The 21538-nt window shown below is 60.7% G+C and carries 21 protein-coding genes, 1 tRNA gene and 1 CRISPR repeat array; of the genes, 11 read left to right on the top strand and 11 right to left on the bottom strand.

All coding sequences use genetic code 11. From position 1 onward, the window contains the following. From NW858_RS02265 to NW858_RS02245, 5 genes are all read left to right on the top strand, one after another. Positions 1 to 213, top strand: a 213-nt coding sequence (locus NW858_RS02265; RefSeq protein WP_414519600.1) for a transposase, incomplete at its 5' end; no start/stop codon positions are given. A 232-nt stretch (positions 214 to 445) separates the two neighbouring features. Further along, positions 446 to 796 (top strand): hypothetical protein, encoded by a 351-nt coding sequence (locus NW858_RS02260; protein WP_414333746.1) that lies wholly within the window; start codon positions 446 to 448, stop codon positions 794 to 796. A 145-nt stretch (positions 797 to 941) separates the two neighbouring features. Further along, complete coding sequence (locus NW858_RS02255; protein WP_414519602.1) at positions 942 to 1862, top strand: L-lactate dehydrogenase; 921 nt, start codon at positions 942 to 944, stop codon at positions 1860 to 1862. Between the two features lie 89 nt (positions 1863 to 1951). Beyond that, positions 1952 to 2659 (top strand): tRNA (guanosine(46)-N7)-methyltransferase TrmB, encoded by a 708-nt coding sequence (trmB, locus tag NW858_RS02250; protein WP_414333748.1) that lies wholly within the window; start codon positions 1952 to 1954, stop codon positions 2657 to 2659. Positions 2660 to 2726: 67 nt separating this feature from the next. After that, positions 2727 to 4334, top strand: a complete 1608-nt coding sequence (locus NW858_RS02245; RefSeq protein WP_414519598.1) for a type II CAAX prenyl endopeptidase Rce1 family protein — start codon at positions 2727 to 2729, stop codon at positions 4332 to 4334. A 12-nt stretch (positions 4335 to 4346) separates the two neighbouring features. Here NW858_RS02245 and NW858_RS02240 read toward each other — a convergent pair whose 3' ends face one another. Genes NW858_RS02240 through NW858_RS02230 form a run of 3 tightly spaced genes read right to left on the bottom strand, consistent with a single transcriptional unit; the run spans position 4347 to position 7157 of the window. Then, the gene (locus tag NW858_RS02240) at positions 4347 to 5369 is read right to left on the bottom strand and encodes a DnaJ domain-containing protein (protein WP_414519596.1); all 1023 of its coding nucleotides are present in this window, start codon (positions 5367 to 5369) and stop codon (positions 4347 to 4349) included. Further along, complete coding sequence (locus tag NW858_RS02235; RefSeq protein ID WP_414368558.1) at positions 5327 to 6253, bottom strand: ABC transporter substrate-binding protein; 927 nt, start codon at positions 6251 to 6253, stop codon at positions 5327 to 5329. The genes NW858_RS02240 and NW858_RS02235 overlap by 43 nt, the downstream gene beginning before the upstream one ends. A 52-nt stretch (positions 6254 to 6305) precedes the next feature. Continuing rightward, positions 6306 to 7157, bottom strand: coding sequence for an inositol monophosphatase family protein (locus NW858_RS02230; RefSeq protein ID WP_414519593.1), 852 nt, complete (start codon positions 7155 to 7157; stop codon positions 6306 to 6308). Between the two features lie 288 nt (positions 7158 to 7445). Here NW858_RS02230 and NW858_RS02225 point away from each other — a divergent pair, with 288 nt between their 5' ends. From NW858_RS02225 to NW858_RS02215, 3 genes are all read left to right on the top strand, one after another. Beyond that, positions 7446 to 8024, top strand: a complete 579-nt coding sequence (locus tag NW858_RS02225) for an FHA domain-containing protein (protein WP_414509724.1) — start codon at positions 7446 to 7448, stop codon at positions 8022 to 8024. A gap of 52 nt (positions 8025 to 8076) precedes the next feature. Then, positions 8077 to 8148: transfer RNA gene (locus tag NW858_RS02220), tRNA-Gln, on the top strand. A gap of 213 nt (positions 8149 to 8361) precedes the next feature. Further along, the gene (locus NW858_RS02215; protein WP_414333762.1) at positions 8362 to 9819 is read left to right on the top strand and encodes a cobyric acid synthase; all 1458 of its coding nucleotides are present in this window, start codon (positions 8362 to 8364) and stop codon (positions 9817 to 9819) included. 63 nt (positions 9820 to 9882) lie between these two features. Here the strand turns inward: NW858_RS02215 and NW858_RS02210 are convergent, their stop codons facing one another. After that, positions 9883 to 11196 carry a (Fe-S)-binding protein gene (locus NW858_RS02210; protein ID WP_414519591.1) on the bottom strand — a complete coding sequence of 438 codons (1314 nt, stop codon included), beginning with the start codon at positions 11194 to 11196 and terminating at the stop codon, positions 9883 to 9885. Between the two features lie 214 nt (positions 11197 to 11410). Here NW858_RS02210 and NW858_RS02205 point away from each other — a divergent pair, with 214 nt between their 5' ends. Beyond that, entirely contained in the window at positions 11411 to 11731 is a 321-nt protein-coding gene (locus NW858_RS02205; RefSeq protein WP_414519589.1) for a hypothetical protein, read from the top strand. Here NW858_RS02205 and NW858_RS02200 read toward each other — a convergent pair. Continuing rightward, positions 11728 to 13608: an AMP-dependent synthetase/ligase gene (locus NW858_RS02200; RefSeq protein ID WP_414519587.1), complete on the bottom strand. Its 1881-nt coding sequence runs from the start codon at positions 13606 to 13608 to the stop codon at positions 11728 to 11730. The genes NW858_RS02205 and NW858_RS02200 overlap by 4 nt on opposite strands. A gap of 92 nt (positions 13609 to 13700) precedes the next feature. Then, positions 13701 to 15798: direct repeats of the CRISPR family, unit length 37 nt; unit sequence GTTTCCGTCCCCTTGCGGGGAAAAGGTAGGGATCAAC. 473 nt (positions 15799 to 16271) lie between these two features. On the opposite strand from NW858_RS02200, the gene NW858_RS02195 reads away from it, so the two are divergent. Next, positions 16272 to 17003, top strand: a complete 732-nt coding sequence (locus NW858_RS02195; protein ID WP_414519585.1) for a protein-L-isoaspartate(D-aspartate) O-methyltransferase — start codon at positions 16272 to 16274, stop codon at positions 17001 to 17003. 12 nt (positions 17004 to 17015) lie between these two features. On the opposite strand, the gene NW858_RS02190 is transcribed toward NW858_RS02195, so the two are convergent. Continuing rightward, positions 17016 to 17777, bottom strand: coding sequence for a glycerophosphodiester phosphodiesterase (locus NW858_RS02190; protein WP_414519583.1), 762 nt, complete (start codon positions 17775 to 17777; stop codon positions 17016 to 17018). On the opposite strand from NW858_RS02190, the gene NW858_RS02185 reads away from it, so the two are divergent. Further along, positions 17776 to 17961, top strand: a complete 186-nt coding sequence (locus NW858_RS02185) for a hypothetical protein (protein ID WP_414332794.1) — start codon at positions 17776 to 17778, stop codon at positions 17959 to 17961. The two genes, NW858_RS02190 and NW858_RS02185, sit on opposite strands and share 2 nt — an antisense overlap. On the opposite strand, the gene NW858_RS02180 is transcribed toward NW858_RS02185, so the two are convergent. The 5 genes from NW858_RS02180 to NW858_RS02160 all read right to left on the bottom strand — a co-directional run bounded on the left by NW858_RS02180 (position 17958) and on the right by NW858_RS02160 (position 21372). Beyond that, on the bottom strand, positions 17958 to 18527 hold the full coding sequence (locus tag NW858_RS02180; RefSeq protein WP_414332803.1) for a peroxiredoxin: 570 nt from the start codon (positions 18525 to 18527) through the stop codon (positions 17958 to 17960). The two genes, NW858_RS02185 and NW858_RS02180, sit on opposite strands and share 4 nt — an antisense overlap. A 44-nt stretch (positions 18528 to 18571) precedes the next feature. After that, positions 18572 to 19081, bottom strand: a complete 510-nt coding sequence (locus tag NW858_RS02175; protein ID WP_414332792.1) for an N-acetyltransferase family protein — start codon at positions 19079 to 19081, stop codon at positions 18572 to 18574. Positions 19082 to 19397: 316 nt separating this feature from the next. Next, positions 19398 to 19550 (bottom strand): hypothetical protein, encoded by a 153-nt coding sequence (locus NW858_RS02170; RefSeq protein WP_414332791.1) that lies wholly within the window; start codon positions 19548 to 19550, stop codon positions 19398 to 19400. A 751-nt stretch (positions 19551 to 20301) separates the two neighbouring features. Then, entirely contained in the window at positions 20302 to 21006 is a 705-nt protein-coding gene (locus tag NW858_RS02165; protein ID WP_414519580.1) for a precorrin-2 C(20)-methyltransferase, read from the bottom strand. A gap of 3 nt (positions 21007 to 21009) precedes the next feature. Continuing rightward, entirely contained in the window at positions 21010 to 21372 is a 363-nt protein-coding gene (locus NW858_RS02160) for an STAS domain-containing protein (protein WP_414366034.1), read from the bottom strand. Positions 21373 to 21538 lie beyond the last annotated feature (166 nt).

Raw genomic sequence — 21538 nt, 5'->3', positions numbered from 1 at the left:
AGGGGGACAGGAGCGCGAATTCTATACCTGCCTGTGTATGCGCCGGAATTGAATCCTATTGAGATGATGTGGTCGGTGTTGAAGCACTTTATTCGACAGTTTTCCAGAGTTGGGAAGTATAGCATGGAGCAGATAGTGCAGACTTCTTTACTCCTGATCAATCCATCCTGCTTCCGAAGTTGGTTTGCTAAGTGTTGCTACTGTACCCCTTGATTACTTAACAGGCTGTAGAGAGTCAGACTGAGGGATATAACTCCACCACTTAACTCAGCTACAGGATATCTCTATTGCAACTACTTTCAATAAATTAGGGGCATGGTAGGGGTTTTCTTTGATAAAGAGTTGCATCAAGCTGGGAAGGTCTGGTAAAGTGCTTACCCAAATGGCAATTGCTAAAGATTTGCAGTTAAGCCTTCTCAGGAGAACGGGTCGCGGAGTGGCAAGCATGACATGGCAACAGGTGCAGGCGGGCGTGTGGTGTCGGCAGTTGGGGCAACTGGCGCCCCAGTGGTGGCTGGGGTGGAGCCCTGAGCAGGGCTTCCAGCTCTACCGCCAAGAGTCCCTGCCTTCTCTCTCTGCTTTGCGGATGCGCTACCAGGAGCAGGATGGCTGGCTGGATGTGTTTTTGGGAGAAGCCGAGCAACATCCCCAGCGGCGGCGCAGTCTCCTCGATGCAACGGCGCGGGTGGCTTTGCACTACTTGCCGGAAGATCTGGCTCAGATTCGGTCCCTGAAGTGTCCTCACGAGCGCATTCCTCTGGAGCTTTGGCAACGGCTAACCCAGCAACGGAGTTGAGGACTACCCAATGCTATTTTGCTCTCCGCTTGGCCAGGCTTAAGCTGGGAAGGGAAGCGTAGCGGCTGAAGCCATGACCGTTTCTGAGCGCCAACCCAAGCAACCCTTTGAGCAGCAAGCCAGTGGACTGACTTCTCGCCGCCTTTTGAAGGGATCCATCATCGGCGCCGGGCAGGTGGGCATGGCCTGTGCCTACTCGATGGTGATCCAGAACACCCTCGATGAGCTGGTTCTTCACGACATCGACCGCGCCAAGCTGGAAGGGGAAGTGATGGATCTGGTGCACGGGATCCCTTTTGTGGAGCCGACGCGGATCTGGGCGGGAGAGCTGGCCGATTGCGCCGGCTCAGACGTCGTGATTGTGACGGCGGGAGCCAAGCAGCGGCCTGGCGAAACCCGTTTGGATCTGGTTCACCGCAACGTTGAGATTTTCAAAAGCTTGATCCCGGCCTTGATGGAGCATTGCCCCAGCGCCATTTTCCTGGTGGTGAGCAACCCCGTCGATATCATGACCTATGTTTCCCTGAAGTTATCGGGGCTGCCGGCGGGGCAGGTGTTGGGGTCGGGCACGGTGTTGGATACGGCCCGCTTTCGCTATCTTTTGGCCCAGCGGCTGGGGGTGGATCCGCGGAGCCTGCACGCCTACATCATCGGCGAACATGGGGATAGCGAGGTGGCCGTCTGGAGCAAGGTGAACATTGCCGGCACGCCGATTGGCGAGCTCTCGCCGGAGTGGGATCCCGCCCATTTGGGCGACATCTTCGAGCAGGTGCGCAATGCCGCCTATGAGATCATCCGCCGCAAAGGGGCCACCAGCTATGCCATTGGTCTGGGGGTGACGCAAATTGTCCAGGCCCTGGTACGGGATCAGCGGCGCGTTTTAACCGTGAGCAGCCTCACCCAGGGGGAGTATGGTCTGCCGGAGGTCTGCCTCAGTTTGCCGAGAGTGGTCGGTCGGCAGGGGGTGGAGCGCACGCTGGCCATGTCCCTCACCGAGAGCGAGCAACAGCAACTGCACCGCTCGGCCCAGATCCTGCGGCAAGTCATCGACAGCATCCGGTGGTAGCCTAGAGCTCCTCTACCTTTCCATCCCAACTGGGGGATCTTTTGGGATCCCTTGGGGGGAGGGCTGAAGCTAGCGGCAGGAGGTGGTCTATGGAAACAGACGTGCAACGGGCACAGCAGGTAACCCAACCTGAGAAGGACTCCCCCGCTTGGGCAGGGATCCCGCTGCAGAAAGGTCTTGGCCAGCGGCTGCGGCAACACGTCAACCCCCTACAGGCGCAATACCAACAGCCCACCCCCCCGCCCCACTGGGAACGGGTGTACCGGCGGCTGGGGCAACCCTTTCATTTGGATATCGGCAGCGGGAGCGGACGCTTTTTGCTGCGCATCGCCCAGGAGCAGCCCGACTGGAACTTTTTGGGCGTGGAGATTCGACAGCCGCTGGTGGAGCGGGCCAATGCTTGGCGGGACGAGCTGGGGCTGGATAACGTCCATTTCCTCTTTGCCAACATCAACGTCTCGCTGCGGCATCTATTTGCCCCGGGGGATCTCAGCCGAGTCACCATCCAATTTCCGGATCCCTGGTTTAAAAAGCGCCATCACAAACGGCGGATCGTCCAACCGCAACTGGTGGCGGATCTGGCCCTGCTGCTGCAACCGGGCAGCCCCGTCTTCCTGCAGTCGGACGTGCGGGAAGTGGCCGAGGAAATGGCAGCTCGATTTTTAGACCATCCGCAGTTTTGGGATCCCTGCCAGGGGCCCATCGATGACAACCCCTTCGGTATTCCTACCGAGCGGGAGTGGCAGTGTCTGCAGTTGGGGCTGCCCATCTACCGTTATTGGCTAGAGCGCCGCTGACCCCTTCATCCTGCCGAAGCCAATAGAAGCTAGGATATAACCCGCTGGAGTTGCCTCTGTTGCTGTCATGTCTCCCTCTGACGCCACGGCCTCGGTCGATCCCCATTGGCTTTCTGTTCGCCGTGGGATCCTCAACCTGCTGAGCCTATTGGCCCTTTTGATTGTCGGGCTTTCGCTTTCCAGCAGTTGGTTTCAGCCGCCGCCCCAAACGCGGTTGGATCTGTTGCAAACCCATCTCGCCCTGCAGGCTGCCCGCACCCTCGACGATCCCCGCTATCAGGATCTGGCGCGGGCTTTGCTGGGGCAGAACGTTTTCGAGCTGGCCCACAATCGCTACCGGCAGGTGGCCGACAACTACGCCGAACGCCTGCAGCGCCTCAAACGGATGGCACGGCTGGAAAGGGCGACTCCCTCGGAGGCGGGCAGATCCGAATTGGCCAGCCTCTCGGATGCGGTGGGGCCAGCCTCAACTCCAGAAGAAGTGGATCCCGTTCTGCTGGCTTCTGTCCAGGAGCTGCAGGCGGAGCTGGACGCCCTGCGGCTGCGCCTGGGCCTGCTCTCCGCCTACCAGGAGGATCTGGAGGCAGCCCAGCAGCAGTGGCAGCAGGTGATCGATCCAGAACGTCCCTTGGAGCTGGAATCCCGCCAAAAAGGGGTGGCGCGGCTCTTGCAAGGGCTGTGGGGAACGCCACGGCGCATCTTGCCGGAGGCCGAGGTGCAGATCCGCAACCACCTGGACGGCTGGTTTGAGGCAGTGGCCCTGCAGCAGCTCTACCGGCTGCAACAGCGCAGCGACAGCCTCAATGCCCTCAACCAGGAGCAGGAAAAATTGGCCTTGGCAGCTCTGTTCCGGCTGGCAGTGGTGGGCGGGATCCCCGTGCTGGGGGCGCTGCTGGGGCTAATCCTCCTGTTGGGTTGGCTGGGCTGGAGCTTCTGGCGCCAACGTCCGCTCCTCGGCCCGCCGTGGGAGGTGCCTTGGCCGGGGATCGGAGCGCAGGCGGTGCTGACCGGTTGGTTTTTGGGGTTCATTCTCCTCAATACCTTGGTGCCTCGCCTTTACATGGTTCTGCTCGGCTTGGGGGCACAACAGCTCAGCCCTTGGCATCAGGCGGTGACCCTGTTTCTCACCTACAACGCCGGCGCTCTGCTGGGGGCGGCGCTGTTGTACCGGCTTCTTCGGATCTATCCCGGTTGGCAGAAGGCGTTGCAGGTGCGGCTGTGGGGCCCTTGGCCGCTCTGGGGCCTATGCGGCTACTGGGTGGCCCTGCCTTTGGTGGTGCTGGCAGCGGCGTTGTCGCAGTTGCTGCTGCCCCAAGCAGGGGGTGGGAACCCCATCTTGCCCCTGCTGCTGGACAGCCACGGCTGGGGGGCGCGCTTGCTGTTTTTGGCCGTGGTGTCTGTCTGTGCCCCCGTTTTTGAGGAGGTGCTGTTCCGGGGCTTTTGGCTGCCTACGCTGAGCCGCTACTTGCCGATGGGGGCTGCCATCTTGCTCAGCGCCTTCACCTTTGCCCTTGCCCACCTCAACCTTTCCGATCTGCTGCCGCTGACCATGCTGGGGGTGGTGCTGGGGGTGGTGTACAGCCACAGCCGCAACCTGCTGGCCCCCATCCTGCTGCACAGCCTCTGGAATACGGGATCCCTGGTCACGCTGCTGGTGCTGGGGGGCGCTTCCTGAGCGGAGTTTGGCCTACTTTTTCTTGCCAAAGAGGCGGCTCCAGAAGCCGCCGTTGTCTTCTTTGCGCGGCGGTGGCACGATTTTCTGGGCTTGGGACGTCTGGCGGCTGGCGGCAGGGACGGGAACCGGCTGCTGGGTGGTGACCTGCTGCAACCAGCGGCGCACCTCCGCCATCAACTCGGCGTTGCCCGGCTCAAGGCGGCTGGCCTGCAGGAAGTCGGCCTTGGCCATGCCGGCGTTGCCCTGCTTGAGGTGGGCGATACCCCGGTGCAGATAGTAGCGGGCCACGTTGGGCTGGGCGCTGATGGCGAAGTTCAGATACTGCACCGCATCCCGGTATTGCTTGCGCTCGATCATGTCCAGCGCCTGCAGGAAGCGAGTCTCAGCGGGGCTGAGTTGCGGAGTTGGGGGCGGGGTGGGCGGGGCAGTAGGAGACGGAACGGGGGAGCTGGCCGGGATCCCACCCAAGGTGGTGCGGCTGGGGGAAGGGGTTGGGATCCCAGTCAGGGTGGTGGTTCTGGCGGCAGGGGCGGGGATCCCTTTGTAGCCGGCTTTGAGCAGCAGGTAGGCCAGGTTCAGCTCGCTCAGTTGCTCGGTTTTCTCCAGCAGCGTGGTCATAGAGCTGTATTGCTCTTTGGCCAGCTTCTCCACCCGCCGGACGTATTCTTCCTGCCAATCAGAGCGCTCGGCCAGGTCTTTGACGGCTTCTCCAGTGGGCCATAGATCGGGGGGCGGCGACTCCAGCAGGCGTTGAACGCGCAGCTTGAGCACAGTCTCGTATTCTGACCGTTCCCGCTCCTTGGTCAGCACTTCGTTGGCCGGGCTGACCAGCTTGGCAAAGAGGACGTTGGCCCGCTCTGCCCCTTCCGGATCCCCGACAAACCGATCCGGGTGCAGGGCCTTGGCCGCCTGCAGGTAGCCGCGCCGGATCCCTTTGGAGTCGGCGGTGAGGGGTACGCCCAAGATGGCGAAATGGTCCGTCTCGTAGCGGGCTAGTCCTCGGCTGAGGCGGGGGACATCAGAGTTGGATCCCATAGTTGCCACTTCTCCAAGATGCGTTGCAAAGTTCCGTTCTCGGTCAGGATTGCGATTGCCCCATCCACGGCTTCCTTCAGGGAAGGATGCTGCGAGGATACCACGCCCACCAGAGGAATCGGGAACAGAGGCGGCCCCGCCAGGCGCAGCCGGGATCCCGCCTGGCGCAGGCTCAGGGCGGCAACGGGCTGATCGACGAGTACGGCATCCAACTGGCCGGCCTGGAGCTGAGCAAACAGGCGCTCCGGGTTGCTGGTGGCAAAAAGACGAATGGCGTTGCCCCGCCTCTCGTTGTACGCCTCCAACAGAGCTGCTCCCGTACTGTTCACTACAATGCCCACTTTGCGGCCAAATAATTGCGACAGCGCCTCAATGGGAGTTTCCCCTGGCCCCGGATCCCGTACCACCAAGCGCTGCGGGCTGAGGTAGTAGGGCCGGGTGGCGAGAAATTGCTGCGGATCCAAGCCCAAAGCTTCCCGCGCCCCCCAGATGAGATCCACCTCATCTGCCTGCAAAGCCGCCAACTGCTGACTCCAAGCCACGTAGACGGGCTCCACCTGCACCTGCAGCGTCTGGGCAAGCGCCTCGAGGATATCCCACTCGAAGCCGGCGTAGGTTTGCCGCTCTAGGTCGGTGTAGAGGTAAGCCGGGCCCAGGCTGGGATCCAGGCCAACCCGGATGCGCCCCCGCGCCTGAATTTCGGCCCAACGGGAATCGGGGGGCTGGGCTCGCTCGCCGGCAGGAGCGGGCAGGGCTGGTTTTTGGGCAGGCTGAGGGTAGGCCGGGATCCCCAAGAGAAGCGCCAGGCCAAATCCTGCCGCCCAACAACAACGCCGGAGTGTTTTCCCGGCCAAGCTATCTCTCTGACCTTGGGGAGGAGCCATAAGGGCCTGTGCGTAAAGCTTACCCAATTTTTGCCTGAACTTTACCTCATCTTTATCTTTGGCCGTTTCGCTCTCGAGGCCGCCGCATGGGGAAGGAGACCGGCAGGGGGCTGACCTGGGCCAGTTCTTCCTGAAGAGCAGCGTGTAACCAGCCGTTGCTGGCCAGCAGGCGGCCACTGTACACATCCACCGGGCTGCCATCGTAGGCAGTGACCTTGCCGCCGGCCTCTCGCACCAAGACAATCCCGGCGGCAATGTCCCAGGGGGAGAGACCTCGCTCCCAATAGCCGTCCAACTGGCCGGTGGCCACGTAGGCCAAGTCCAGGGCAGCCGATCCGCCCCGGCGCACTCCCTGGGTGAGGTGGGTGAAGTGGCAGAACTCAGCGTAGTTGTTGTCCGGGGTTTCGCGCCGGTCATAGGCAAAGCCGGTTACCAAGAGGCTGCGGGAGAGTTCGGTAGTAGAGGAGACGCGGATGGGCTGGCGGTTGCGGGTGGCTCCCATCCCCTGCACGGCGCGAAAGAGATCCCCGCGAAAGATGTCGCAGACCACTCCTAGCACCGGCTCCCGCCCCTCCAGCAGACCAATAGAGACGGCGGCAAAGGGATAGCCGTGGGCAAAGTTGGTGGTGCCATCAAGGGGATCGATCATCCAGGCATAGGTGCCCTGCGGGGATCCCTGCTGGCCGGATTCTTCCGTCAAGATCCCGTCTTCGGGGAAGTGCCGCCTCAAGATTTTTATGATCAGCTCCTCGGAAGCGCGATCCGCTGTCGTCACCAGGTCGCCCGGGCGTTTCTCCTCAATGGCAAGGTTGCCCCCCACGTAACTGCGCAGCAAAGCCCCTGCCTCCAGAGCCGCCTCTGTGGCCACATCCAACCGACGCAACAGGGCCTCCGTCACACCCACACCTCAAGGCTACAAACCTGCTACCCAGAATAGCCCGCCCGCGGCCAAGGCTGTGGCTCCCAAGGGATCCGTTAAAACACGAGTAGCTTTGACTTGAACCCAAACCTAATTTTCTTTGGGAAACGGAGTATCTCCAAAGCCGCCTGTGGCGTATAGTAGGGTACATCAAGGCTTGTGGGTTTTCCGACAGCCTGCCGAGGCCGAGTTTTTTGGAAGTGGTACAAAGGGTAGGGTTTTGAGGAACTCTAAGGTTTAAGGGCTTAGACTTGAAGAGCTAGGCTGCCGGGCATGCGGTTGAGCGTCGAGGAGGAAACGCTGTTGCCACAGAGCTACGACGACTTTTTGACCTCCATCACAGAGGTGGGCGGGGGGAGTTCTCTTTCCAGCCAAGGCTTTGACCTGCCGCTGGATCTGTTCGACCAAGTCCCTGAGCAGCCGTTGTCTCACCCGGAGTTTACCCTGTCCGTTTGCCATCCTGTGCGGCCCTGCAGCTACATCCTGCGGGAGAACATCTACACGGTTGGCCGGGATCCCTCCAACGCCATTCAGATCGTCAACCGGTTTGTCTCGCGTCGCCATGCTTACCTGGTGCGGGTGTCCACCCAGTCCAGCCGGACAGGGTTTACCTACTGCCTGATCGACGGCAACCGCAAGGGGCAGGCCAGTACCAATGGGGTGTTTGTCAACGGCATGCGGGTGGCTACCCACTACTTGAAGAGTGGGGATGTCATCTACTTTGGGCCGGAGATCCGTGCCTATTTCTTCGAGGTGGCTCGCATTCTCTCTCTGAACCCCTTTGACGCTGGCTCCAGCCTTGGCGAAGAGCTGCCGCTTCCCCACGATACAGGAGGCCAGCGCAACCGTTGACAGACCTGAGCCTGCATCGCTACATTGGTTAAGCTGGTTAAGCAATGTGAATTGGGGCATCGCCAAGCGGTAAGGCAGCGGGTTTTGGTCCCGCCATTCGGTGGTTCGAATCCATCTGCCCCAGCTCAAAGTCTGGCAAGTGCAGAGGCGCAGGTTGCTGGGATCTGTTGTAGGCCCGCAGCCGCGAATCTACACTGCAAGCGTTTTGATCGGGGGAACTGGGGAGTCGCTTTTGCCGACGGATGCCCTGTCTGGGCGCGACGGTCGGTGGAGAGAATGGCGACAGCTTGCAACCAAGGGTGAGGGATCCGGGGTGAGCCGTTCAGGTCGAGCCTTGATGGTGGTGGGAACTTCTTCCCATGTGGGCAAAACCCTTTTGGTAACGGCCCTCTGTCGCCTTCTCAAGAAAGCAGGAAAAAGGGTTGCCCCTTTCAAAGCTCAGAATATGTCCCTCAACGCCTATGTCACCGCCGAGGGCAAAGAGATCGCCTACGCGCAGGCTCTGCAAGCCTGGGCCGCCGGGATCCCGCCTGCGGTGGAGATGAACCCGATCCTGTTGAAGCCCCAGGGCAACCTGACTTCCCAGATCGTCTTGAATGGAGTGGCGGTGGGCACCTGCCGCGCCGGCGAGTATTACGAACGCTGGTTTGCGCCGGCCTGGCAAGCGGTCAAAGAAGCCCTGGCCCGCTTACAACAGCAGTACGACTGGATCGTTTGCGAGGGGGCAGGCAGCCCGGCGGAGGTGAATCTCAAGCATCGGGATTTGGCAAATATGCGGGTCGCCTTGCATTTGGGATCCCCCACTTGGCTGGTGGCGGACATCGACCGGGGTGGGGCGCTGGCCCATGTGGTGGGCACGCTGCAACTGCTGGAACCGGAAGAACGAGCCCTGATCCGCGGCATTGTTATCAACAAGTTTCGCGGCTCGCGGGAGCTGCTGCAGCCCGGCCTGGATTGGCTGGAGAGCTACACCGGGATCCCGGTGGTTGGGGTTCTGCCCTGGCTGGATTGGGTGCTGCCCCAGGAAGATTCGCTGGGCATCGAGGCCGGCCCCCAACTCTGGGAAAATCGCCGTCCCAGGCGGGAAGACTCCCTGGAAATCGCCGTGGTTCGCCTGCCCCAGGTGGCCAATTTCTCCGATTTCGACCCCTTGCTGGCCGAGCCCAGCGTCCATCTGCGCTGGATTCACCCCGGCCAAAGCCTGGGATCCCCCGATGTCGTCATCCTGCCCGGCAGCAAAACCACCCTCAAGGATCTGTTGGCATTGCAAAAGACCGGCCTGGCCGACCAACTGCGCCACTATTCCGGCCACATCGTCGGCATCTGCGGCGGACTGCAGATGTTGGGGGAAACCCTCGCCGATCCCGATGGCCTAGAGGGAGTTGCCGGCACCTACCCAGGGCTGGGCTTTCTCCCTCTGACCACTGTTTTGCACCCCACCAAAGTTACCCGGCAGGTGCAGACACAAAGCTGCTGGCCCGCTCCTGCTCCCGTCCAGGGGTACGAAATCCACCAGGGATCCACCCAGGCGGATCCCGCTGGCTGCCTGCCGATCTTCGACCAAGAGAACCTGGGCTGGCGGGATCCCACGGGCCGGATTTGGGGCAGCTATCTGCACGGCCTCTTCGACAATCACCGCTGGCGGCGACACTGGCTAAACGAGTTGCGCCGCCAAAAAGGCTGGGATCCCTTGCCGGAGCTGGAAGGCCACTATGCTCAGCAGCGGGAGCAATTGCTGGAGCGGCTGGCGGAGCGGTGGCGGCCCCACCTGGACTTGCGCCTGTTGCTGGAATAGCCCTCACCCCCGGCCCCTCTCCCATCCCTCACCCCCGGCCCCTCTCCCAGAGGGAGAGGGGGGTTAAGGAGTTGCCGCCGGTTGCAGGGCGCGATCCAGGAGTTCCATCGGGTGATAAATGGGGATCCCGGCTTTGCCCTGCAGGTGCTTCTGGATTTGCAGGCGGCAGCCGATGTTGGCGGAGACGATCCCCTGGGCACCGGTGTTGAGGAGGTTGGCCACCTTCTGGGATCCCAGCTCATCTGCTATCTGGGGTTGCAGCAGGTTGTAGACGCCGGAGCTGCCACAGCAGAGGGCGGCATCGACGGGATCCCGCAGCTCCAGCCCCGGAATCTGGCGTAGCAGTTGCCGCGGCTCTTGGCTGAGGCGTTGCCCGTGCAGCATGTGGCAGGCATCTTGGTAGGCCAGCACCAAGGGATCCGGCTGCAGGGGGTACAGGGGAGCAGTCAGCCCCACCTGAGCGAGAAACTCCTGGATATCCTTGACTTTGGCCGCAAACTGGGCCGCTTTCTCGTGGTAGTCGGGATCCTTGGCCAAAAGGTGGCCGTACTCCTTGAGGGTGTGGCCGCAGCCGGAGGCAGTCACCAAAATGGCATCCAGTTCGTAGCCGGCAAAAGCATCCACCATCTGGCGGGCTAGGGTTTCTGCCTGCTGCAGTTGCCCTTGGTGGTGGGGCAAGGCCGCACAACAGCCCTGGGCAGGCGGGATCACCACCTCACAGCCGTTGTGGGTCAAGACGCGAATGCTGGCCTCGTTCACCTGCGGGGTAAACAGGCGCTGCACGCAGCCGAGGATCAGCCCCACGCGAAAGCGGCGCTCGCCCACCGCCGGGATCTGCTCCGGGTAGCGCTTGGGCAGCAGTTGCTCCACCTCCAGAGGGGGCATGAGCGATTCCATGGCCGCCAGTCGCGGGGAGACTTTTTCCAGCCCTTGGCGGATCCAGGCGCCGATCCCCATCTTCTGATAGAGCCAAAGCGGCCAAAGCAGAGGCCGCAGCCGCTCCGGGTAGGGGAAGAGGAAGAAGATAAATTGGCGGTACAGGCGATCCCAAAGACCGCGTGGGTAGTTGCGCTCGATTTGCGGGCGGGTGGCGGCAATCAGCCGGTCGTAGCGCACTCCTGAGGGGCAGGCGGTAACACAGGCCAAACAGCCCAGGCAGGTATCGAAATGGGAAACCGTGGCCACCGAAAGGGAAATCTGCCCCTGATTGAGGGCGTCCATCTGATAGATGCGCCCCCGCGGCGAGTCTGTCTCCTTGCCGAGGACGCGGTAGCTGGGGCAGGTGGTCAGACAAAACCCGCAGTGCACACAGGCATCGATTAGCTTGGGATCCGGCGGATCCAGGCTGTCAAAACTTGGCCCTTTGGATAAGCTCATTGGCCTCGACCTGTTCTCAACACTTCATCAACCCCGCAAGGAGAGGATTGGCCGTTCGGGGATCCCGCCGTCTCCTTTTGCTTCCGGGTTTTTTTGCATCTTAATCTGGGAACAGAGCGGCTGAGACTTCTATCCAGATCCAAACGCTCTTTGCATCCGTACTACCCTAGAGAAGGGACTTACCCGACCGATTTCTCCTCGTCGATCACTTCCAATGCAAGTGCAAGACCTCCTCACCCAAGCTCTTGTGGGCGCAGCTCTCTCCAGTTTGAGACTATCTGGAGCGGCTTTGGCCCAGCCCAACCTGCGGGAGCTGCCCCCCGATCTGGCCGAACAGCTCACCACGGAGCAGATCTTGCAGGCCTGCGCCGCCAACCAAGCAGACACCCTGCCCAGCCCCTTCCCAGACGTGGTGCCGACCGATTGGGCCTACAAGGCGGTGCTCACCCTCTACTACTGTGGGGCCTACCGGGGGGCCATTCCCCCGGAGACCTTCCGGCGCCACCTGGAGCAACAACGGGGATCCCAAACTTAGCTCCCTGTCGGATACATCTCCTGGATGAGGTGGGCATAGCGCTCGGCTACCGGGTTGCGCTTGATCTTCAGCGTCTGGGTCAGGAGGCCATTTTCCACGCTCAGGGGCTCTGGCAAAAAGCGAAAGTCGGCAATTTGCTCGTGGGGCCGGTAGCCGGGACGTTCCTGGATGCGGGTTTGCACCTCCCGCAAGATCAACGCGCGCACCTGCGGGTGGGCCAGCAGCTCGGCCTCAGCAGCCGGGATCCCTTGCCCGGCGGCCCAAGCCTTGAGGGCGTCCAGGTTGGGGTAGATGAGGGCGGCCAGTTTCTTTTGGTCCTGGCCGACAATTACCATTTGGCTGATGTAAGGGGATTGCAGGCAGGCATCTTCCAGCGGCTGGGGCTCGACGTTCTCTCCGTTAAGCAGCACGATCACGTCCTTGGCCCTGCCGGTGATCACCAGTTGCCCGTCGGGGGTGAGCCAGCCCAGATCCCCTGTTTCAAACCAGCCGTCGGGGCTGAGCACCTGGGCGGTCGCCTCTGGATTGTTGTAGTAACCCATCATCACCTGTGGCCCCCGCGCCAGGATCAGCCCCTTCGCACGGGGGGGCAGCGGCTGCCGGGTTTCCGGATCCACAATGCGAAACTCCGTGCCTGGCAAGGGGGGGCCAGCCGTGCCGCGCACATTGTTGTCGGGACGGCGCGCGCACAGCACTGGCGAGGTTTCGGTAAGGCCGTAGCCGTTGAGGATGGAAATGCCCACCACCTCGTAAAACAGGTCCAGATAGGCGGGCAGGGATCCGCCGCCGCTGATGGCCTGTTGAAAATTGGGGCCTAAAGCCTGCCGCACCTTGCGGTAGATGAGCGCATCGGCCAGGCGGTGCACAGGCCAGAGTAGCCCCTGTTGCAGGCGGGCCCCCACTCGCACCCAAGGGCTGACGCCGTAGTGCAAAATCGACTGGTTGCCGGCTATCCGCCCGGCGAGCACGTAGCCTTCGCTGGCCGCCATCAAGGTGTGGATCAGCCGCTGCATGAGGGGGCTTTTTTCCTTTAATTGTCTCTGGATCCCTTCGTAAACCGTCTCCCAGATGCGGGGCACTGCCACCAGATAGTGGGGCTGCTCCTGTTGCAAATCCTGCTTGATAAAGCGAGGGTTGGTATAGACCAGCGTACAGGCCTGGCTGAGGAGAAAATACTCGCAGGCCCGCTCATAAGAATGCCAAGTGGGCAGAATGGTCAGCACCTTATCCCCTGGCCGGGGCTGTACAACCACACTCAAGTTCTCCACCTGGTGCATCAGGTTGCCGTGGCTGAGCATCACCCCCTTGGGGCGACCAGAGGTGCCAGAGGTGTAGATGATGGTGGCCAACTGGGATCGCTCCAGCCGCGGCGGCTCGTAGCGGCCTTCCCGCCCTTTCTGCAGCCACTGAGAAAAGTTCAATACCCCCGGCTCTTCTTCATCGGACAGCAGCAGCAGCCGCTCCAGGCCCAGCTCCTGCACAACCGGCTGCACCCGCCTCAGGGTCTTCACATCCTGGGCAATCAAAGCCGTGCTGCCGGAGTGGCGCAAAATGTAGCCCAGCTCAGCCGGATCCGCCACGGCGCTGCGGGGCACATTGACCGCTCCCGTAAACAGCGTGGCCAGATCCGCCATCAGCCAGCGGGGGGAATTATCGGCAAAAATGGCCACCCGATCCCCGGGGCGAATGCCCAAAGCTTGCAAACCGGCAGCCAAGGTCTGAATGCGGCGAAAGAGCTGACCATAAGAAATCTCAAAGACTGGCTGGGCATGGGGATCCCTGAGGGCAGTGTGATCGGCAAACTTTTCGGCCAACACTTGCCAGATGTTGAGCAGCGTCGTGCTAGCGGGGGTAGCAGCAGCGGAGACAGTCGTCATAAATCTGTACCCTAAATCACATTTACAGTCTAGTGAACTTGGGCTTTTTCCCCAGACACCCCCAGGACAGTTCCCAATCTGTCACCAAGTCCAACTCCGTCCCTTTGCGGGGAAAAGGTAGGGATCAACTTTCCCAACCGTCGTGCCCCTTATCAGGGGGGCTGACGGGTTTCCGTCCCCTTGCGGGGAAAAGGTAGGGATCAACGCCGGCTGGTCCAGCTCGTAGCAGGCGCGTAGCGCTTGGGGTTTCCGTCCCCTTGCGGGGAAAAGGTAGGGATCAACAGCCAGCGCAGGGGGTCGGCCGGGTCGAGGGCGCGGCCTTGCGTTTCCGTCCCCTTGCGGGGAAAAGGTAGGGATCAACTTGAGCTTCAAGAAGTTTTTGTCGAGGCTCAAGCGGATGTTTCCGTCCCCTTGCGGGGAAAAGGTAGGGATCAACCGACGAGGTCTACAGCCACCGGCAGGTGCGGGAAGGTTTCCGTCCCCTTGCGGGGAAAAGGTAGGGATCAACCGTACGATCCGCGGCTGGGTGCGGTAGTGGTCTCTTCTCACTGGCCGTTTCCGTCCCCTTGCGGGGAAAAGGTAGGGATCAACCGGGAACGGGGAAGACTGCCTTCTCGGAGTTCCTGGCGTTTCCGTCCCCTTGCGGGGAAAAGGTAGGGATCAACCATGGTTCGTCTCTCCTTGGGCCTCAGCCCTGATTGATTGTTTCCGTCCCCTTGCGGGGAAAAGGTAGGGATCAACGCGATCAGACTTCTGGCCTCTCGGGGCTGGGAAGTCTGGTTGTTTCCGTCCCCTTGCGGGGAAAAGGTAGGGATCAACGCAAGATGGGAATTCCTCTCGCCGGGTCCCCCGACCGCTTCGTTTCCGTCCCCTTGCGGGGAAAAGGTAGGGATCAACGTTAACTGGTTCTGGCGCCCGTTGTCTACTACGCGGGTTTCCGTCCCCTTGCGGGGAAAAGGTAGGGATCAACCCGCTCCCGCTACCTACCGGTGGATTGACGACCCGGCGTTTCCGTCCCCTTGCGGGGAAAAGGTAGGGATCAACGCGAGCTGTGGACAGGATGAAAGCTCTTCGGCTTGCGGGTTTCCGTCCCCTTGCGGGGAAAAGGTAGGGATCAACAAACAATAGGGCTGGGTTTTCTCTTTGCATGAACACCGTTTCCGTCCCCTTGCGGGGAAAAGGTAGGGATCAACGCTAGGCCCACCCAAGATGAGCATTTTAGTATTGGCTTGTTTCCGTCCCCTTGCGGGGAAAAGGTAGGGATCAACGCTCCCGACGGAAGGGAGTTGCCCTACCCGCCACCAGAACCGTTTCCGTCCCCTTGCGGGGAAAAGGTAGGGATCAACCTTCCAGGCCGGCAATTAAACGGTTGTCCACAAACAGGTTTCCGTCCCCTTGCGGGGAAAAGGTAGGGATCAACTGTTCCTTTCTCCGACCGGGCCGACCCCGCCCGGTTTGAGGAGGTTTCCGTCCCCTTGCGGGGAAAAGGTAGGGATCAACAAGGCCCAGGGCCTCTCCCTTGGGGCGATCTACACTCCTGGGGAGTTTCCGTCCCCTTGCGGGGAAAAGGTAGGGATCAACATCTCGCCGATCAGCTCATGCCGAAAGGGGCGCCGACGTTTCCGTCCCCTTGCGGGGAAAAGGTAGGGATCAACGATCGTGACCATTCACCCGTTCGAAGGGTCCTGGACGAACGTGTTTCCGTCCCCTTGCGGGGAAAAGGTAGGGATCAACCCACGGCTTGATGCGAATGCTGGGGAAGGAAATAATACCCCGGTTTCCGTCCCCTTGCGGGGAAAAGGTAGGGATCAACCCTGGGCCGGCACCACCTCGGGTTGGGGCAGCAACGGGGGCGTTTCCGTCCCCTTGCGGGGAAAAGGTAGGGATCAACCAGCCGTGCAGGGGCGTAGGGTGCGCCTGCCCAGCGCGTTTCCGTCCCCTTGCGGGGAAAAGGTAGGGATCAACGAGAAGTGACGTGGACGGCCACGACGGCCTCGACCGAGGTTTCCGTCCCCTTGCGGGGAAAAGGTAGGGATCAACACTACGCTTTGATCCTGCCAGTATCGCTGATGTGGTGGTTTCCGTCCCCTTGCGGGGAAAAGGTAGGGATCAACCCTGGTGGCGGCAGCCCTGTCCCAAGACCCGGTGATGATGTTTCCGTCCCCTTGCGGGGAAAAGGTAGGGATCAACCCTACCCCCGGAAAAGCTTGAATCCATAAGGTTTTCAAGGTGCGTTCGCGAGGGAGTACGGAGACTTCCCGACACAGATATTAACATTGTTCTGGCGGATGAGCGCAAGTCGGGAAATTTGCTGTTTTAAGAGTATTGTGCCGCATTTTTGTGTCAATTCCGGCAAGAACTTCTGGTTTCCTCTTAAAGACTAGAGCGGGCAAAGAAAGGCCAGCAATCGCTCGTCCCGACGGATCGCGCACAAAACTTTACAATTTTGGCCCTCCCCAACCCTTAGGGGTTCAGCTTTCCGGGTTGTCGAGAGACTTTGCGGCAGCAGGCTTGGCAACAATCTCTTGATGAAAGCTGGAAGTCCTTGGGAAAGTGGGCCAGGATCGAGGTGGAAGCCTTCAGGGATCCGCGATCTTGTGCAATTGCGGCGCAGCATTCGAGCAAAATCCCCGCGGCCCATCATCTTGGGAGGGTGTAGGCCAATGGTCAGACTGTTCTCATCTTTTTTTAGGAGGACTGCCGACCCAGGGATCCGGGCTGCCGAGTTGGGGGCTCCTGAGCCTGCTGCTGGCGGTGGGGAGAGGCAGGCTTGTCCTTTTGCTGCCCAACGGGAACGGATGGTGAGGGAGCAAATCTTGCAGCGGGGGATCCGCGATCCGCGGGTGCTGGAAGCAATGCGCAAGGTGCCGCGCCATCTTTTCGTTCCTCCGGAGCTGCAGGATCGCGCCTACAGGGATTGCCCGCTGCCCATTGGCTACGGCCAGACGATCTCTCAGCCTTACATCGTTGCCTTTATGACCGAGGCGGCCCGCCTCACCCCTGAGTCGGTGGTGCTGGAGATCGGCACCGGATCCGGCTACCAGGCGGCTATTTTGGCCGAGCTGGCCCGACAGGTATATAGTCTGGAGCGTTTGTCCCCCTTGGCCACCCGTGCCCAGCAAACCCTTGCTGCCTTGGGCTACCGCAACGTGGAGGTGCGCCAGGGAGATGGCTATCAAGGTTGGCCGGAACACGCTCCCTACGACGCCATCGTGGTCACAGCAGCCCCCCCAACCCTGCCGATGCTGCTCCTGGATCAACTGGCGGTGGGGGGCCGGTTGGTAGTGCCGGTGGGCGAAAGCCAGGGATCCCAATCCTTGCTGATCCTCCACAAAACCCCGGAAGGGGTGGTGCAAAAGGGCGCTTTCCCGGTGCAATTTGTGCCCATGGTCTAGAGCAGGGGATCCTCAGGAGGCGGCCCAGAGCTGGGCGCGAATTTGCAGCGCCAACTGGGGGCGGTCGGTGATCAGCCCCTGAACCACGGGATCCTCCCCAGGCGGGCGCAAACAGAAGGCCATGATCTCCGGATCGTTCACCGTCCAGACGTAGAGCGGGATCCCGGCCCGGGCTGCCGCTGCCAAAAACGGCAAGTCCAGCCAAGCGTAGTGGGGAGCGAGAAAGTCGGCCCCCAGCTCGCGGCAATAGGCCAACAGGGATCCCTGCTCTTCCCTCGGCGGCGCTTCCACCAACAGGCCAACCTGGGGGGCGGCCCCTTCAAGGTGCGAGCGTCCCAGAAGAGTTTTCACCCGTTGCACCACCTGGGGCAAAAAGGAAGTGATCACACACTCTGCAGGGGTCAAGAGCTTGCCGATAAGGGCGAGGATCTGTTCTTCATAGCCCGCCTCTTTCAGCTCGATATCGAGGGCAATCCTGCCCCTGACGTGGAGCAGCGCTTCTTCCAAGCTGGGAATCGAGGGCTTGCGGGCGCGGATCTCAGCCCACGTGAGCGCCGCCAACGGCTGGCCCTCCAGCTCGGCATCGTGAAAAACCAGCGGGATCCCGTCGCCGCTGCGGCGCACATCCAGCTCGATCCCGTCGGCCCCGCCTTCGATGGCCGCCGTAAAAGCGGCCAGGGTATTTTCCTCAACGTGGCTGTGATCCCCGCGGTGAGCGACGATCCGGGTGGGAAAGCGATAGGCTGGAGGAGTTAAAACAATCTCTGTAGCCATGGACGCAGCCGAAATTGCCGCCTTAAAAGAGCGCATCAAGCGCATTCGCGAGCGCCGGCCAGCTTTGGTCAAGCTTTTGGAAAAGCCAGACCTGGGCAGCTTGCGCATCGATGTCAACCAGGCCCTCGAGGAGATCGACGAGCTGCTGCAAGAGTTCGAGCAGACCTTTGGCCCGCAGGACTAGCCGGCCCGGGCCAGCTCTTGCAACTGGGCCAAGACCTCGGCGCTGTGCCGAGAGGGATTGACAATTGGGTCGATGGCCCGCAGGATCCCGTCAGGATCGATCAAAAAAGTGTTGCGCAGAGCCATCTCCCCCATCCAGGAGCCGTAGGCGCGGCTAACGGTGCCCTCAGGATCGGAAAGCAAAGGAAATTGCAGCCCCTCTGCCGTGCAAAACCGCCGGTGGGAGTCCACCGAGTCGGCGCTTACGCCCACAATCTGCGCCCCCAGAGCCCGAAACTTGGGCAGATCCTGCTGAAAGCGGCGGGCCTCGATCGTGCAGCCGGAAGTGAAGTCGCGGGGATAGAAGTAGAGCACCACCCACTCGCCGCGAAAATCCGCCAGCCGCCGCACCTGGCCCAACTGATCCGGCAGCTCAAACTCTGGGGCCGGCGCCCCGATCTCCGGCAGGGGAGTGGTGCCCCACTGGGCTAGGGCAGACTGAACACCCACAACGCTCACCAGCAAAGCCGCAAACAACCCTGCCAGGCCCAGCCAGCGCCCAATCCTACCCACCACTTTTTTGACAATCACGGCAACACCTCTCTAGCTCCCCCCTTCCAGTTTACATAACTTTACGTCAGCCACTTGCAGAGCAAAAGCTGGGGCGGGATCCCCAACCACTGCCAAAGTTGAGAGGTGCGCTGGACGGGAGTGTAGCGCAGTTGTGCATAGAGTTGTCGAGCGGGCAGATTGTCCGCCACCACGTGCAGATGCAACTGGCGATAGCCCCAGCCCTGCACCACCCCTTCGGCGCTCAGCAAAAGCTGCCGGGCGATCCCGCGCCGCCGCCAAGCGGGCAGCACCGCCAAGTTGGAAAGATAGGGATACTTGCCATGGGCCATGCGCCGCAGAGAGATCTCGGCAGTTCCCACCACCTTGGCCCCCACCGCCGCCGCCAGGCAGCAATAGCAGGGATCCCTGGCCGCCAGCTTGAGGCGCAAATCTTCGCGGATCCCTAGCTTGCGAATCGGGTAGATCCAGCGCTGCAGACCCAGTGGGGGGTGAAAAGCCTGCGCGAGAACCTCGGCTAAGGAATCCAGATCACCCGACGTAGCCGGATAAACCACAAGGGAAGGCAACACGCATCAACCGTGGGCATCCCTATTATTTTGCCAGACAACTTGCAAACCATAACAAGCGGCGGCCCTCTAAACAGAGCCGCCACTGAACTGGTAGAACTTGACCCCAGAGAGGAGAACCACCCTCTCCCGCCGCAGACCAACTGCAGCGCAGATTGACCCAGGCTTATTCAGTTGTCCTGTCCTAACACGTAACCGATCCGAGCACTCCAAAAAATGGATCCAACAAATTGGTTAGCAAACAACACTCTGGAAACAAGGATTTTTGAGCCAACGCCCATGGGTGCTCCAAAACCCAAATCAAATCTGAGGCTTACGATCAGATCTCCAGATCGCTAGCGTGGCAGGCTGAGCCATTGATGCGATAGACATCATCCGTAATGGGCTGGTAACCCACTTCCACCAGATCGGATTTGTCAGGAGCAAATATGCGGATAACTGCTCTAGCAATCTTTGACAGAAAAGCAAACATAGCAACCTCCTGAAAGCGAGAGTGGAACTATGAACTGAGAGAACCTCGAAGAATTGCTAAAGCCCGCAGCCCTTGTCCCACTAAGCATTGGCTTCACCTTGCCAGAGCCTGCAGGTTGAGAGCACCTGAACCCGATCACCGATTTTCCTACTTGCACTCGCTCATGCGTGGAGACTCAAAATAGCCGGCTGAGCTTCTCGATCTGGCAAAACCACTTGAGAAACTTGCTTCCGGAAGAGTACTTCCCTGCTTCCCTCGTGGCCTCTACAGCAAACCCAACAGCTATCTGCTTTAACTCCCATGTTCTACTTCGAGGAAAACCTGTCGTAGGTACCAGGTGCTCTGCTTGGCGAGACATCCACTTCTCAGAAAAGCCTGCCGCAGCAACGGATCGGAAGTTGAGATCAAACTGTTGACTGACGGAGCCTTTTGGATTTGATTGAATCGAGAAGCGGTGTCTCGCGTTTGATGGGGATGAGATATTATCCTCCTCGCCTGAATCACCACACCCATAATCTAACCTGTAATCGATCTCGCTTCCAAGGGCAGCAACCATTCTTAACGGGCTGGATCATTCCTTTAACTTGGTCTTTTCATCTCTTTTTGATGTAGCTCAACAGAGGGATCCCTGCCTTCTGGATTGGGGCTGCTTGGCCTCTGACCAGCCCAATCTCTCCCCTTCTTCTAGGGAAACAAGCCGGCTCTATCCAGGCCTTAAGTTATAAAAGAAAAGTTAAACTAATTCCGAGGTTCACAACCGCAGGATCAGCAGGGAAAAGTAGGGGGGGCGATAGTCGGCCAATCCTTCCAGGGTGGGGAAGAGAACTTGCTGCGGCCAACCGGCCCAAACCACCAAGCTGGCCTGCTGCAGCCAGCCTCTTGCCGCCAGCCACTGCCAAACCTGAGGATAGACGGGGGCCACTTTCATCAGCACGACCACGTCCGCCCAGGCGCAGGCCGCCTCCAGCTCCGCCAGGGCAAAGAGAGCAGGCAAAATTGCCAATTTCTCGGAGCCGAGCGCCAAAGGGGATCCGAGGGCGGCGGCGGCAGCCAGGGGAGAGCACACCCCCGGTACGGCCTGGATGGGCAAGTCAGGGATCCGCTGCTGCAGGGCCTGGGCCAGGTAGGCAAAGGTGCTGTAGAGGCCCACATCCCCTTCACACACAAAGGCCACATCCTCACCCCGTTCTAGAAGCGGGGCCAGCTGCTCGGCAGCCGCTTGCCAGGCCGCCTGCAGAAGCTCAACTTGGGTAACAAAGGGCAGATGCAACGGCAATAGGGTTTGTTCCGGTCGCAGCCAGGGGCGCACGATTTGATAGGCTAAACCCGGCTGGCCGATGGCGTTCTGAGGGCAGGCCACCCAGCGGACGGCGCCGAGGATGCGGGCTGCTTTGAGGGTCAGCCACTCGGGATCCCCGGCTCCAGCACTGATCCCCCAAAAAGTTCCCAGGCCCATGTATCAGGTGGTTTCTGGATTGCCCGTGCCTTCCTCCCTCAGGCGATCCAAGGCTTCCTGCAAAGAGTTGCGCAAGGACAAAAACTTTTCTAGCCGTACCAGTTTCACGGTTTGGGTGACGCGGGGGTTGCTCACCACCTGAAAGATACCTCCACGGCTCTGTGCCAGCTTGGCCAATTGCACCAGGGCACCGACGCCGGAGCTATCGATGAAGTCGATCCCCGTCAAATCCAGGATAAGGTTGGGGGATCCCTCTTCTAAGTATTTGGTGACCACCTTAACAAAGACCGGCTCAGAAAAGGCATCCAGAAGGCCCGTCAGGTAAAAGACCTGGCAGTTTTGCAGCGCTTCGTGGCTGCCGCGCAAGCTGACCGTCAGAGACAGAGGTTCCGGAATGGCTTTTCTCCTTTTGTCTATCTCGACAGAAGATGGAGGCCCGATCTCGGGCGTGGAGATAGCTTAGCATCCCTGCGGGCGAGACGGTATTTTTCCGCGGGCAGGGGATTGCGGCTGGGGGCAGGGATCTCTTCTC

The sequence above is a fragment of the Synechococcus sp. H55.10 genome (genome assembly GCF_047502715.1).
Taxonomy (GTDB): Bacteria; Cyanobacteriota; Cyanobacteriia; order Thermostichales; family Thermostichaceae; genus Thermostichus.
This window is presented reverse-complemented; position numbering and strand designations above follow the sequence as displayed.

Bases quoted from the DNA above. Each gene is read 5' to 3' on its own strand.
- NW858_RS02260 (WP_414333746.1), top strand. From the start codon at position 446: ATGACATGGCAACAGGTGCAGGCGGGCGTGTGGTGTCGGCAGTTGGGG.
- trmB (WP_414333748.1), top strand. From the start codon at position 1,952: ATGGAAACAGACGTGCAACGGGCACAGCAGGTAACCCAACCTGAGAAG.
- NW858_RS02245 (WP_414519598.1), top strand. From the start codon at position 2,727: ATGTCTCCCTCTGACGCCACGGCCTCGGTCGATCCCCATTGGCTTTCT.
- NW858_RS02240 (WP_414519596.1), bottom strand. From the start codon at position 5,369: ATGGGATCCAACTCTGATGTCCCCCGCCTCAGCCGAGGACTAGCCCGC.
- NW858_RS02235 (WP_414368558.1), bottom strand. From the start codon at position 6,253: ATGGCTCCTCCCCAAGGTCAGAGAGATAGCTTGGCCGGGAAAACACTC.
- NW858_RS02225 (WP_414509724.1), top strand. From the start codon at position 7,446: ATGCGGTTGAGCGTCGAGGAGGAAACGCTGTTGCCACAGAGCTACGAC.
- NW858_RS02215 (WP_414333762.1), top strand. From the start codon at position 8,362: ATGGTGGTGGGAACTTCTTCCCATGTGGGCAAAACCCTTTTGGTAACG.
- NW858_RS02210 (WP_414519591.1), bottom strand. From the start codon at position 11,196: ATGAGCTTATCCAAAGGGCCAAGTTTTGACAGCCTGGATCCGCCGGAT.
- NW858_RS02205 (WP_414519589.1), top strand. From the start codon at position 11,411: ATGCAAGTGCAAGACCTCCTCACCCAAGCTCTTGTGGGCGCAGCTCTC.
- NW858_RS02200 (WP_414519587.1), bottom strand. From the start codon at position 13,608: ATGACGACTGTCTCCGCTGCTGCTACCCCCGCTAGCACGACGCTGCTC.
- NW858_RS02195 (WP_414519585.1), top strand. From the start codon at position 16,272: ATGGTCAGACTGTTCTCATCTTTTTTTAGGAGGACTGCCGACCCAGGG.
- NW858_RS02185 (WP_414332794.1), top strand. From the start codon at position 17,776: ATGGACGCAGCCGAAATTGCCGCCTTAAAAGAGCGCATCAAGCGCATT.
- NW858_RS02190 (WP_414519583.1), bottom strand. From the start codon at position 17,777: ATGGCTACAGAGATTGTTTTAACTCCTCCAGCCTATCGCTTTCCCACC.
- NW858_RS02170 (WP_414332791.1), bottom strand. From the start codon at position 19,550: ATGTTTGCTTTTCTGTCAAAGATTGCTAGAGCAGTTATCCGCATATTT.
- NW858_RS02165 (WP_414519580.1), bottom strand. From the start codon at position 21,006: ATGGGCCTGGGAACTTTTTGGGGGATCAGTGCTGGAGCCGGGGATCCC.